A 12,767-nucleotide genomic window follows, 5' to 3' on the forward strand; every position below is an offset into this window, starting at 1 on the left:
ATAACAGCCCGGACGCCAATAAACTCCATTCAAAAAATCACCCTTTCAATAATGAGGTCAACTTTTATTGATGCATGAGCTGGACTGGCATGCTACCATCTACAAATACAAATGATAATCAATATTATTATTATTTAGAGCCAACTATGTCGTTGTTGTTCATACCCTCACCCGATTCCAGTCACTCGCTGACTCTTAAAGCCAGGCAAAAATACTGTTTGCGCTGGCTGGGACTCAGTTCAATACTGTTAATGCTGGCCTGCATATTAAGCTTGTTGATCGGGTCAAAAGCGATTCCTTTAAAAGTTGTGATGGATAGCCTGCTAAACGGAAACACCCACGCTGACAGCATTATTATTCTCCAGGGCAGAATCCCCAGAACGTTGCTGGGGTTACTGGCCGGCGCAGGCTTGGGAACCGCGGGAGCGATAATTCAGGCCGTTACCCGAAACCCTCTGGCAGACCCGGGGATTTTCGGCGTCAACGCGGGTGCAGGCTTTGCAGTGGTGGTCGGAATCGCATTTTTCAGTGCCGTCAGCATTGAAGACTACATCTGGTTTGCTTTTCTCGGTGCATGCATTACCACCATCATAGTGTTTCTAATTGGCACTCTTGCCGCAGGCAAATCCAGTCCAATCAAATTAACTCTGGCAGGCATTGCGATTGGTGCTGTACTAAGCGGTATTGCATCAGGTATCACTCTGCTCAGCCCCGAGGTATTTGACCGCACCCGTTTTTGGGAAGCTGGTACTTTGGACGTTAGAAACATCGATATGCCAACAGCCATTGCTCCCTTCATTATCATCGGCTGCATTATCGCATTATGGTTATCACGCTCACTCAATGCATTGAGCATGGGCGAGGATCTTGCCGCCTCACTGGGTTCACAGATCATCGGCATTCAATTCTGGGGATTGGTGAGCATTACACTGCTCTGTGGAGGTGCTACTGCCGCTGCCGGGCCCATCGCATTTATTGGTCTGATGGTTCCCCATGTCGCCCGTTGGATCGTCGGCCCCGATCAGCGCTGGATCATTCCATTGAGCATGGTGATGGCACCGACATTATTACTGTCATCAGATATTCTCGGCCGGATCATAGTGACCGGAGAACTGCGTGTTTCCATCGTCACAGCCTTTATCGGCGCCGCCGTACTGATCGTGCTGGTACGATCCAAAAAATCCCTGAGCATGTTATGAATCCAGCCAAGACCGTGCATCACAAACCCAATCAGTATCGCCTTGGTCTGACCGGATTGATCATGGTTTGCAGTACACTCTCCGTTGTCGCACTGTCCAACGGGCAGCTCACTCTGTCTGCTTCACAATTGCTGCACGCACTTACGGGCAATGGGCCGGACTACCTGGTAACCGTGGTAACACAATGGCGTCTGCCGAGAATATTTATGGCGATGGTCCTGGGAGCGGGACTGGGTATCAGCGGTACTATTTTTCAATCATTGATACGCAACCCTTTAGGCAGCCCTGACGTCATTGGTTTTAACACCGGCTCATATACTGGCGTGATCGTTACTATTATTTTATTTGGCGGGCATTATTTTCACCTGGCTGCCGGTGCTTTGATTGGCGGTATCGGTTCTGCGGCACTGGTCTATCTGTTGGCTTACCGCCAGGGAGTACAGGGGTTTCGGTTGATCATTGTCGGCATTGCCATCAGCGCTATGCTGACGGCACTGAATACCTGGATGCTGATTTCCGCCAGCCTGGAATCCGCCATGTCCGCTGCGCTCTGGGGAGCCGGCTCGTTAAATGGCATTACCTGGAATAAAGGTATTCCGGCAGCGCTGGTTATTCTTGTCACGATATCTTTTGCCACCACCCTGACCACCCGGATGCGCCTGCTGGAAATGGGTGACGATGCTGCCAATGCTCTGGGAGTGGCGGCAGAAAGAACCCGGCTCTGGTTGATGCTGGCAGGCGTTGCCTTGACGGCTGCAGTCACCGCTGCAGCAGGCCCTGTTTCATTTATTGCATTGGCAGCTCCCCAACTGGCCAAACGCCTCACCGGCAGTCACAGCGTGACATTTCCAGCGGCTGGATTGATGGGAGCAACCTTGCTGTTAACTGCTGATTTTTTATCCCAGACGTTGTTTGCCCCTAACCAACTGCCCGTCGGAGTCGTAACCGTGAGTATCGGGGGAATATATTTAGTCTGGCTATTGCTAAGGGAATCAAAATCATCATGACCGCCTGTACCGCTCTCCCATCCGCCAACGAAAAAGCGCCTCTAAAAGCTGAAAACCTGACGATTGGTTATCCCCAGAGAGTCATTTCGGAACAACTGACAGTCGCCATTCCAGAAAACTCTTTTACCGTTATTGTAGGTCCGAACGCCTGCGGTAAATCCACATTATTAAGAGCCCTGAGCCGGTTGCTCAAACCACTGGCTGGTAGTGTCACGCTGGACGGAAGGGACATCCACAGCTATCCCACCAAAGAAGTCGCCAGAAGGCTGGGATTGTTACCACAAAGCTCCACCGCTCCAGATGGCATCAGTGTTGCTGAATTAGTCTCCAGAGGACGTTACCCGTATCAAACCTGGTTCCAGCAATGGCGTCCTGAAGATGAAGAAGCGATCCAAAATGCCATGCATGCCACTGGAGTAGACTGCCTGGCAACCGTGCCCGTTGATCAGCTGTCCGGCGGTCAGCGACAGAGAGTATGGATCGCTATGGTACTGGCCCAACAAACTTCATTGTTGCTATTGGACGAACCGACTACCTATCTCGACATCGCCCATCAGATCGAATTGCTGGAACTGTTCCGCATACTAAATCAGAATGCCGAGCAAACATTGGTGGCAGTACTACACGACCTCAACCATGCCTGTCGCTATGCCGATCACATCATTGCCATGCGCGACGGCAACATAATAGCCACCGGTAATCCCCGCGAGATTGTTACGGCTGAACTGATCCATGAAGTATTTGGACTGCCGTGCGTCATCATTGATGACCCGATCTCACACACACCACTGGTTATCCCACTGGGACACAACTGAAACCGTCACCAGAACACGTTGTCCACCGTCAAGTTCCTGATAGTTTCACTACTACCAAACGTAATGACGTGGTGATACCCGGATACAACCCCCCAGAATATTGGCATCAATCGATTTATAAGTGGTAAATTGCCGCTTTCATCAAAATGGGTCAATTTATGAAAACACTGCTGACAACTCTCATGCTAACGCTGCTAGCACTACAGGCCAATGCTGAAACCAACGCCACAACCTTATTCAATACCATTAACAAACGCCTTGGCTATATGGAAGACGTTGCGATATACAAAGCCGACAATCATTTGCCCATTGAAGATATCGGGCGCGAAGCCACCGTGATAGAACAGGCCAAAGATGCTGCCAGACAAAAAGGACTCAATCCTATGACGATTGAATCTTTCTTTCAGGCCCAGATTGCAGTAGCAAAGGCAATTCAGTATCGCTATCGTGCAGAATTTTTGTCCCATCCAGCCGATCATGCAGCCAGAGACCTAACATCGGTAGTCAGACCTGAGCTACTAAAACTCGGGGACCAGATCATCGAACAGATCGCACAATATCAACAGCAATATGGCGTATTTCAGCCCTCGCAGTACGATCTCTTCAGTCGGCAAATAAATGTGGATTATGTCAGTGAGGGTGATAAACAGCTGCTGTTCAATGCATTACTGAAAATCAGAATAAAAATGTAACAAACAGTAAATCACTTGAACGTTTTTGTCGGATTGAAATTCTAATAACACTTTTTAATAAGGCAAAAAAAACCGGCACTTAAATATTGTGCCGGTCTGGTCAATTGGGCATTATTTTTGAAACAGAGCTGATGCAAAAACCTTAAATTACAAAGCCTCCCGAATCACCTGATAGTGCCGCTCCGCTTTGGCGGAAAGAATTCCCCAAAGAGATTTCCGCACTCGAATCTGATGGGCCTCAAAAGCATCATTATCAACAAACTCTTCATAAACGTTAAAACGATTAGACTGATATTTGTCCTGCTTAACGTCAAATACCAGACATCCGGGTTCCTGCAGAGTCTGTGCGATATGGTTATCCAGTTCAGCAATAACAGCCGCCAGGCTGCTACGGGGAACGATAATATGGCCCATTAACACAACTTTTGACATGAGTGATCTCCTTTCTTAATTTATAATGTTTCCAAACCTTCCAGAGCCCTATTAAACCGATTAAATGGTAATAACCGGAACTCTTTTTCATCAGCATGAGCCGTCATAACCCGGTCACAGCGAAAAGTCCGAACATCCTGACGCAATTCATCCCATGCAAGTACATACCAAATAGGATAACACAGCAACAAATAATGTGGTTGAATGCAACGTTCAGTGACCACCTGTTGCTCGCTGCGGTATCGTATCTTTAACCGATGCTGAAGTAAAAAAGTTTGATGCAGAATTTTCACCACCGAAGGATCAGACGCAGCGAAAGTCGCAAAAACCGTACTGGATATTGTTGGACCCACCAAAATTCTGGATTTCAAACGGTTTACTTTTTGTTTCATTTCCTGACTGAATGATGCCATTAATTTACGTCGGATATGATGCATGCCGGCCATAAATAACGGCGACCGCATCTGTTCTGCAATAGCAAAACTGACCAACAGATCCACCGCTTCAGCATAGCTGAAATTAACCCGCCCTATTCCCCAATGCCGGTGCAGACGAATGCCACCGCCACGCCCTCGATCTGCTTCAACAGGCAATCCCTGATCCCGCAATACCTCAAGATCACGACAAACTGTACGCATACTGACGCCAAACTCTTCCGCCACCTGACGAATGGTGGCAGGCTCGCCGGATTGAATCCGGGCCTTAAGTTGATCAAGTCTATGTAATCGATGTGTCACTGAGGAGCCGGCCATAAATAAATACGTCATTCTTTGTCATATTTATATCTAAGCTTAGCCAGGGTAATTAATCAACCAGGAGTAAACTGTTATGAGCCAAACCATCACCGTACTGGCACCAATAAAACTGGCCGCAGGAAAAACCGAAACCGAACTGCTCACTGCATCAGAACGTTTCCAGGCTGAATTTGTGTGTCATCAGCCGGGTATTATTCGTCGCGAACTGGTACGTAGAGACGATGGTCAGTTTATGGATATCATTCAATTTAAAGATCGGAAATCGCTCGAAGATGTCATGGCGGAGGAACAACAGTCAGAAGTCTGCATGGCATTTTTTGCCATCATGGATATGAACGCGACCAGTGCCAATATCGAAATCTGCGAATCTTTGAGTACGCATCTCAATTAAACCAAACGCCCATATCAACTGGATGGCCTGGTAATCGATTATATAACATCGTCGTTTTGCCGGGCTGAAGACTGTTTTGACCACGATTAAAGTGACAATGGCTGCTATCAAAGACTACATTTCAGAACAACTGGTTCGTTGCCTTGCCGATCACTTGCAAGAACAACTACCATCGTTTCATCGCCGTACATTTGAACGGCTGATCATCCCCAAATTATCAGCTCTGGAATTCAAACAGAGGGTGCAATTAATTACCGATGAGTTACATCGGGTTCTGCCAACGAATACCCGACAGCGCTATCGCCTGATTACCGCTCTATTGCAATCGGATACGACGACAGACCGACAAAGCAATGAATCTGGAATAACCGGTTGGGGCACTCTCCCTCTCTGTGCAGTTGTTGGTCAACATGGTCAAGGTGCGTTCAAACAATCTATGGACATGCTGAAAACACTGACACCACATTTTTCCGCCGAATTTGATATTCGTTATTTTTTGTTGGCAGATCAACCCAAAGCCCTGAACATTTTGTCCACCTGGGTTCAAAGCTCCAACTACCATGTACGCCGCCTGGTTTCAGAAGGAACACGCCCAAGACTTCCCTGGGCTATGCAACTTCCACAGTTAATTGCCGATCCAGCGCCCGTACTGCCTTTATTGACAGCGCTGCGCGACGACCCGGAGGAATATGTCCGTCGATCTGTTGCCAATCATCTGAACGACATCGCCAAAGACCACCCTGACCTGGTAGCGAATTTGGCCCATGACTGGCTAAAGGATGCCACCCCCGAGCGGCAAAAACTGATTCGTCATGCCTGTCGCACCCTAATCAAGCAGGGGCACTCAAATACTCTGGCAGCCTTTGGCCTGAATACCCAGGCGTTTGAACTCACCGCCTTGAAACTCAAACAACCACAGATACGCCTGGGAGAAACACTGGATTTCTACTGCAAGCTACGCTCAACCGCCAGCACCGAACAAACACTGATGATCGACTACCTACTGCATTTTCGTAAAGCCAATGGCCAGCAAAAACCCAAAGTATTCAAATGGAAGCAGATTACCTTGGCAGCCGGAACAACCGTGGAACTGAATCGCCGGCATTCCATTCGTTCGATCACTACCCGTCGTTATTATGAAGGGCAGCAGTCTCTGTCCCTACGGATCAATGGTCAGGATACCGGCTGGATTGATTTTGAACTTACCTGTTAACCCCGAACTGCTGATCCAGCCAGGCAAATGCAGCATCCTGCATATCTTTAGTGAAGGTATGGCTTTTGTCCGGCCAGATCCGGGTTAATAAACGATCTTCAACTCCATTGGCACGCCAAACCTCATGTAGCCGGGAAAAAGCCTCCTGCACAGAATCCACCGGGAATAACTTATCCTGGCCACCGGCAAACACCAGCAGGGGCTTTGGTGCCGCCAAAGCAGCAATATCCGGATAATCCAGGTAGCGCGCCATATAAGGATGCAACATGGTGAACGAAGACTGCCCTTTCAGCTGATTATTACCAGGCACCATTAAACCTTTCATGGTCGCCATCCAACAATCGGCAACGCCCGCGGTGATCGAGTCAGACAAAGCCGCCACCTGCCAGGCCCGGAACGCACCCATGGAAAAACCCACAGCGGCAACCCGTTTAGTATCCACCTGCGGTAAACTGGCCAGAAAATCGGCAGCCCGTTTATCCTCTAACGCGATAATTCCGGCAAATGAACTACCAAGGTTAAATAAATTGGATGCCAATGCCTGCTGAGAATGAGTTTTGAATCCGGGAACAGAACGATCCCCCCAACCCAATGCATCGATCGACAACACGACATAACCACGCCTGGCCAACTCATCTCCGGGGAAACGTCCGGAAAAATACTTATCTGCCCACTGCCGCGACGACGTCAGTCGCGCATCATCTCCCCAGGTTTGCACAAATTTCTCCTTACCGATATCAAACCGCGCCCCATGATCATGTAAAAACAGCGCCGCTGGATGCGGTCCATCCCCATCAGGGGTCAACAACAATGCCAGCACACGGCTCTCAGCACTGATATTAAAGACCACTTTTTCAGCCCGGTAACCGTCTCTTTCCACGCTGTCGATAACAACAGCGTCAAAGGGAGTCGTGTCCTCATAGGGGAAAATTAACTCCCGGGCTTTGGCCAGCCCTTTTTTCCGCCAGCGCCTGGGTGACTTCACCTTGTCATTCCAAGCCATCGAGAAAGACATTTTATCTTTCAGCTGCTGATAAAAAACAGGAAAGCTTCTATCTGGAGAGTCTATTGCCTGCGTTTGATATTGAGAATCACCATAGGCAATAAACGATACCCATGTAAGCGCACATAAAATAATCAGAGATTTCATCATCAAAGACCTTTATTGTATTAATTTTAAGTCTGTCTTTATGTAATGGAGAGAACTGGCGATTGGGAAAGAAATAGTGAATACACCCGCACTCACGCCCATCGAAAATATATTCCTATAGGCCCGAGGCAGCCTCCATGCAGCATAAGGCCTGAAAAGCATACTCATTTCAAACATCTCATTCGTACTGTGGTTCCCGGTAAAAATATCGACCAGAAGATAAATTTCCTGATCTCTCACCCACAAAAACACCGGCCAATAATACTCCTTAAAGGACATAAGTGAACCTTGTCGATAAATTTATGAAATCCGGGGATTTGTATCGGTCAGCCGATACGAGTAAGAAATGAAATCAGGGATACCCGATGAACGGAAAGTCTCTATACAGCCTCAAAACAATATGTTTTGTATATCAGTCTGACTCAAGAACAAGGATCGAACAGGACGATCCCACTGTTCGATCCAACATCATTTTATTTCAACTGAGCAACATTGGTGATGATTTTCACCGGATAGACTTTGGCTTTTGTCAAACCAGGATTCAGCGCGCGCATTTCCGGGCCCAATGACTGCAGAGTTTGGGAGCGGTTCTGAGGTGAAGGGTGAGTACTGAGAAATTGTGGAGGACCACCATTGCCGGACGCCGACATTTTATTCCACAAACTGACAGCGGCCCGGGGGTCGTAACCTGCTCGTGCTGCCAATTCAATACCAATACGATCCGCTTCGGATTCAGCAGTCCGGCTGTTTGGCAACTGCAGCGCTAATTGTGCCGCCATGGCAGTACCGTTCAGTACCAAACCATTGTCATCAGTTACTTGGGACGCAACCGACAGTCCAGCATTCATCAATACCGCCCGCGACATCTGCTCTGCCGTATGATTGGCCAGGGCATGGGAAATTTCATGCCCCATAATCTGCGCAATTTCATCATCGGTTAACTGCAGTTTGGTCACAATACCGCTGTATATAGCCATGCGTCCACCTGCCATACACCACGCATTGAGGGTATCCGGATCATCAATAATCGCGACACTCCACTGCCAGTCAGCACTGGCGGGCTGAATTTTGATCGCTTCGGTTACCAGCCGTCCGGTGATGGTCGAAATCCGCTGTACCCAAGCCTTATCAGTAATCAGTTTATGGCTTTGATTCAGTTCAGTGACAGTGCTTACATAAGCCTGCCGGGATTCGCTGATGGCAGCTTCCGGGGAAATTAACATCAACTGAGAGCGCCCCGTGGGGCTAGTTGCACAGGCACTGATCAACGCTGTCGAAAATGCCATTATCAGGGCTCTTCTCATGAGATCTCCTTATTCAGACGGTCATTAAAAAAGGCATCTATTCTGGTATGAGGGAAAGCGACTCGTCAACGTATTCGCAGCTGTTTTTTCTGCAAGCACGCACATCAGTGTCCGCAGACAGGAATACCTGCAAGCTCCACAATGCATCACAATGACTGGTACAGAGAGCCTGACAGAACCGGCATGCCCTACTCTTTCCGGTAGTGAGAAACAGCGCGTGCAACTGTCCACAGTGTTGCACCCACATGCTTGGCAGCAAGTCTTCACATCGCTGTCTATTCCTGGATGAATGTGCCTCCAGCCTGGATCCAGCGCATCAGCATGCGGTGTTTCAATTGTCAAGCAAGCTCAAAAACAGAATATTGCCGTCATTATGATTATTCATGACATTATTCTGGCATCACAATATTGTGAACGCATCATTATGCTGAAGAACGGCAAGATTTATCATGACCTGCCTATTTGCAGAGCCATCACACCCGGAAGGAGACTGGATGGTAATGGCTGCCGTGGGGGATGTCGTTATTCGCAGACACGAAGATTTAAGGATTGACTGAATAACGACCCACATCGCCAACGTTATTCTGAGGCTTCTTCACATCTCCAGAGGTCGAAGCCCCTCCATATCCACAATCAGGTTCAACGGGCAGAGGAAACAACACTCCCTCCTGGCACTCTCTATTGCACACCCTGCCAACGACTCTTCGACAGATAATTAATAGCCAGTCATGTTCTGATCAATACTGGCAAGATCCGATTTGAGTACTGCTTTTTGAAGCTTTCCGGTTGATGTTCTGGGAAGTTGTTCAGCGACTATCACTTTTTTAGGGATCTTGTAGCGTGCCAGCCGGGTGGATAGAAATTCCAACATATGGCTTTCATCAAACTCATCCGGATTGACCGGTACCGCGACCACACATCCAACTTCGCCCCATTTCTCGTCAGGTACGCCAAATACCGCGACCTCACGAATATTGGGATATTCAATCAACACAGCTTCGATTTCAGCCGGATAGATATTCTCTCCTCCAGAGATATACATATCCTTTTTACGATCCATCGCCCAAAAGAAACCGTCCTCATCGCAACGCACAATATCGCCGGTTCTGAACCACCCGTCTTCAGTAATGGCAGCACTGGTAGCCTCGGGATTGTTGTAGTAATAAGGCATGACATTGTCGCCGCGAATCCACAACTCTCCCTCCTGATTAACACGACAGGGCTGCCCATTGCCATCCATGATTTGTACTTCCAACCAAGGCACCGTCAAACCGATAGAGCCTGCCTTTTTGCTGATTACATTCAAATCCGGCGGCATGCCAAAAATCGTACCGGCCTCACTCATACCAAATCCACTCACCACTGGAATCTCATCCTCCAGCCAGGCCAGAATATCAGAACGCTTATGAGGAGCACCGCCGGTCACCAGTGCTGTCAGTGATTTTAACGCGGCAGGAGTAAACTCCGGTTGTTGGCGAAAGCTCTCAACCATTTGCGGGACTCCGATGTAATGCGTAATGCCCAGCTCGGGATCGGCAAACCACTCTAAAGTCCTGGCCGGTTTAAAACCATCCGACACGACAATGGTTCCGCCCTGCTGTATCACAGATCGGATATTGGTTACGATCCCAATGACATGGAACATCGGTGCTTCACACAAAAAGCAACTGGAATCGCTAACCGTCGTCAACATGCCAAAATTAACGCCTGTCATCACCAGGTTCTTTTCCGTCAGCAACACCCCTTTCGGTTTACTGGTTGTACCGGAAGTAAACAACAGTAAACTCGGGCGATTCATGTCTCGGGCGGTCTGCTGCAGCGGTTGACTGGCAGCACTGGCCGTCACAAACTCATGTAAATATTGCACACCGTCACAACCAGCAAACAATGCTTCAGAAGCCGAATCCGTCAACAACATACAGGGCTCAGCAAGCTCAAGTAATACCGTAATTTCAGCAACGGACAAACGCCAGTTCAGAGGTGCGAAAATAAGCCCCGCACGTGAACAGGCAAGGTGCAACATAACCTGACGAACACTATTACGGGATGCCACAACCACACGATCACCTGGTCGTCCGCCGGCTTCCAGCAAATAACTCGCGAGGCGGCCAATTGCATCGTCGAACTCGACATAGTTCCAGCTTTCACCGGTAACCAAATCCCTTGCGGCAATTTTTTCAGGCTTTGCCTTTGCAAACAGGGCAATTGAATCTGCTGGTGCTATAAACATTTCAGGACCTCAGTCAACTTATCATTAAACTTATCGGTTTATCACCCGTGCTTGATTGTGACTCAACGGGTAATACACAGCTCTCAGACCAGACGAATCGTTGTCCATATCAGACATGTATCAATGGACTGCACCGCCCACACCGTCATGCTATCCAGGAGACTTTAAAAAACGGAAAATTGCCGCATCAAAATGATGCAAGGAATTTCCACCGATTATTTTCATACACTCTGTCAGTAATTATTTTTGTAAACAGAAACCGTATACCCTCAACTTCTTCAAATATCCGCCCCAACAAACCAACACTTATCGGGAATACCTTGAAAACGCTGATCAGAACGCCAGACATCACATCTGAGCGAGTCGTGTACTGGAGAGAATTATTTTCATTTGAACCGCACAATGTCAAGTAATTTGATATTATTCTGATATCATGCGCATTAACCCTTTAATGTTATGGTTTTTCCGAACCACATACTTTTTAGCTGGAGGATTACTCTTTGAAGACCTCACCCACTCCCAAACCTTCGCTTGTATTGCTGTGTGGATTACTGAGCGATGAACGTGTCTGGCAGCACATTGCCGATTCTCTTCATGATATTGCCACCGTCTCCATTCTGAATTTCCGGGGGTTTGACTCTATTACCGCCATGGCAGAGCACCTGCTGGCAACGACTACAGGTACCATTTCTGTAGCCGGTCACTCCATGGGCGGGCGTGTCGCGCTGGAAGCTTATCGCCTGGCCCCCGGACGGTTCCAAAAAATGGCCCTGCTCAATAGCGGTATGCATCCCCGGCAGGAAAAAGAAACAGCTGGCCGGGAGCAATTACTGGCACTGGCTGCAGAACAGGGCATGGGCGCAGTTGCCGATACCTGGCTACCACCGATGATGAGTCCCGCAGGACAGCAAAATGAAACCTTGATGACTAACCTGAAACAAATGATCTGCCGATATTCAGTACAAGACTTTCAAAAGCAAATCACCGCATTACTGAATCGTCCCGATGCCCAGCCATTGCTATCACAAATCAACATACCAACGCTGCTCATCTGCGGCGACGCAGATCGCTGGAGCCCAGTCGCACAACATCAGGAAATGGTTGCCTACCTCCCCGATTCTCACTTGGTGACACTGGCCAACTGTGGCCACATGTCGACGGTCGAATCGCCAGAAGAAATATCTCAGGCCTTCAGAAACTGGTTAACCTAAAAACCTTATGAAACAAGTCTGTTTTCCGTATATCGGTTGAACTAATGAAGTGTCAATATCTGCTTTCAAGACAGCAGATTACACCGCGAGAGGATTGATTTGAGAGCTTGTTCTGTCACCCATAAAAAAACTCCCCACAATGTGGGGAGTCTTAAAAAAATCAATCGAGAGGATTGCGTGATTATTGAATGCTCACCTGTACAGGTTGGCTGAAATCGCTGTACAAGCCGTTCACATCATACACCGCAACCGTGAATTCATAGACGCCAGCACCGTCAAGATCCAATGTAGCTGTGGTAATCAGTTCGCTGGGGTCCTGTGTCAGCAACACAGAGCTGTATTCACCATCGTTCACATTACGGTATTTC

General features: G+C 48.3%; 13 protein-coding genes. 7 read left to right on the forward strand and 6 right to left on the reverse strand.

Annotated features, from left to right (window positions below; genetic code table 11):
- Positions 1–146: 146 nt before the first annotated feature.
- The 4 genes from fepD to ACQY6I_RS24790 all read left to right on the forward strand — a co-directional run bounded on the left by fepD (position 147) and on the right by ACQY6I_RS24790 (position 3,713).
- Complete coding sequence (gene fepD / locus ACQY6I_RS24775; RefSeq protein ID WP_428244366.1) at positions 147–1,199, forward strand: Fe(3+)-siderophore ABC transporter permease; 1,053 nt, start codon at positions 147–149, stop codon at positions 1,197–1,199.
- Positions 1,196–2,206 carry an iron-enterobactin ABC transporter permease gene (gene fepG / locus ACQY6I_RS24780; protein ID WP_428244367.1) on the forward strand — a complete coding sequence of 337 codons (1,011 nt, stop codon included), beginning with the start codon at positions 1,196–1,198 and terminating at the stop codon, positions 2,204–2,206. The genes fepD and fepG overlap by 4 nt, the downstream gene beginning before the upstream one ends.
- Positions 2,203–3,021, forward strand: coding sequence for an ABC transporter ATP-binding protein (locus ACQY6I_RS24785; protein ID WP_428244369.1), 819 nt, complete (start codon positions 2,203–2,205; stop codon positions 3,019–3,021). Before fepG ends, ACQY6I_RS24785 begins: the two co-directional genes overlap by 4 nt.
- A gap of 158 nt (positions 3,022–3,179) precedes the next feature.
- Positions 3,180–3,713, forward strand: coding sequence for a chorismate mutase (locus ACQY6I_RS24790; RefSeq protein ID WP_428244370.1), 534 nt, complete (start codon positions 3,180–3,182; stop codon positions 3,711–3,713).
- Between the two features lie 147 nt (positions 3,714–3,860).
- On the opposite strand, the gene ACQY6I_RS24795 is transcribed toward ACQY6I_RS24790, so the two are convergent.
- Positions 3,861–4,145 carry a putative quinol monooxygenase gene (locus ACQY6I_RS24795; protein ID WP_428244372.1) on the reverse strand — a complete coding sequence of 95 codons (285 nt, stop codon included), beginning with the start codon at positions 4,143–4,145 and terminating at the stop codon, positions 3,861–3,863.
- A 20-nt stretch (positions 4,146–4,165) separates the two neighbouring features.
- The gene (locus ACQY6I_RS24800) at positions 4,166–4,912 is read right to left on the reverse strand and encodes a helix-turn-helix transcriptional regulator (protein ID WP_428244373.1); all 747 of its coding nucleotides are present in this window, start codon (positions 4,910–4,912) and stop codon (positions 4,166–4,168) included.
- Positions 4,913–4,973: 61 nt separating this feature from the next.
- Between ACQY6I_RS24800 and ACQY6I_RS24805 the strand changes: the two genes are divergently transcribed.
- Both ACQY6I_RS24805 and ACQY6I_RS24810 read left to right on the forward strand, forming a co-directional pair.
- Positions 4,974–5,291, forward strand: coding sequence for a hypothetical protein (locus ACQY6I_RS24805; protein WP_428244375.1), 318 nt, complete (start codon positions 4,974–4,976; stop codon positions 5,289–5,291).
- Positions 5,292–5,367: 76 nt separating this feature from the next.
- Positions 5,368–6,504 (forward strand): DNA alkylation repair protein, encoded by a 1,137-nt coding sequence (locus ACQY6I_RS24810; RefSeq protein WP_428244376.1) that lies wholly within the window; start codon positions 5,368–5,370, stop codon positions 6,502–6,504.
- Here the strand turns inward: ACQY6I_RS24810 and ACQY6I_RS24815 are convergent.
- The 3 genes from ACQY6I_RS24815 to ACQY6I_RS24825 all read right to left on the reverse strand — a co-directional run bounded on the left by ACQY6I_RS24815 (position 6,494) and on the right by ACQY6I_RS24825 (position 11,188).
- Positions 6,494–7,654 carry a dienelactone hydrolase family protein gene (locus tag ACQY6I_RS24815; RefSeq protein WP_428244377.1) on the reverse strand — a complete coding sequence of 387 codons (1,161 nt, stop codon included), beginning with the start codon at positions 7,652–7,654 and terminating at the stop codon, positions 6,494–6,496. The genes ACQY6I_RS24810 and ACQY6I_RS24815 overlap by 11 nt on opposite strands.
- Before the next feature lie 473 nt (positions 7,655–8,127).
- Positions 8,128–8,958, reverse strand: coding sequence for a M48 family metallopeptidase (locus tag ACQY6I_RS24820; RefSeq protein WP_428244378.1), 831 nt, complete (start codon positions 8,956–8,958; stop codon positions 8,128–8,130).
- A gap of 715 nt (positions 8,959–9,673) precedes the next feature.
- The gene (locus tag ACQY6I_RS24825) at positions 9,674–11,188 is read right to left on the reverse strand and encodes an AMP-binding protein (RefSeq protein ID WP_428244379.1); all 1,515 of its coding nucleotides are present in this window, start codon (positions 11,186–11,188) and stop codon (positions 9,674–9,676) included.
- A 500-nt stretch (positions 11,189–11,688) separates the two neighbouring features.
- Here ACQY6I_RS24825 and ACQY6I_RS24830 point away from each other — a divergent pair, with 500 nt between their 5' ends.
- Entirely contained in the window at positions 11,689–12,399 is a 711-nt protein-coding gene (locus ACQY6I_RS24830; RefSeq protein WP_428244380.1) for an alpha/beta fold hydrolase, read from the forward strand.
- Between the two features lie 181 nt (positions 12,400–12,580).
- On the opposite strand, the gene ACQY6I_RS24835 is transcribed toward ACQY6I_RS24830, so the two are convergent.
- Positions 12,581–12,767, reverse strand: a 187-nt coding sequence (locus ACQY6I_RS24835) for a hypothetical protein (protein ID WP_428244381.1), incomplete at its 5' end; no start/stop codon positions are given.

Origin of the sequence: Gynuella sp., assembly GCF_050297175.1 — a bacterium.
GTDB lineage: Bacteria > Pseudomonadota > Gammaproteobacteria > Pseudomonadales > Natronospirillaceae > Gynuella.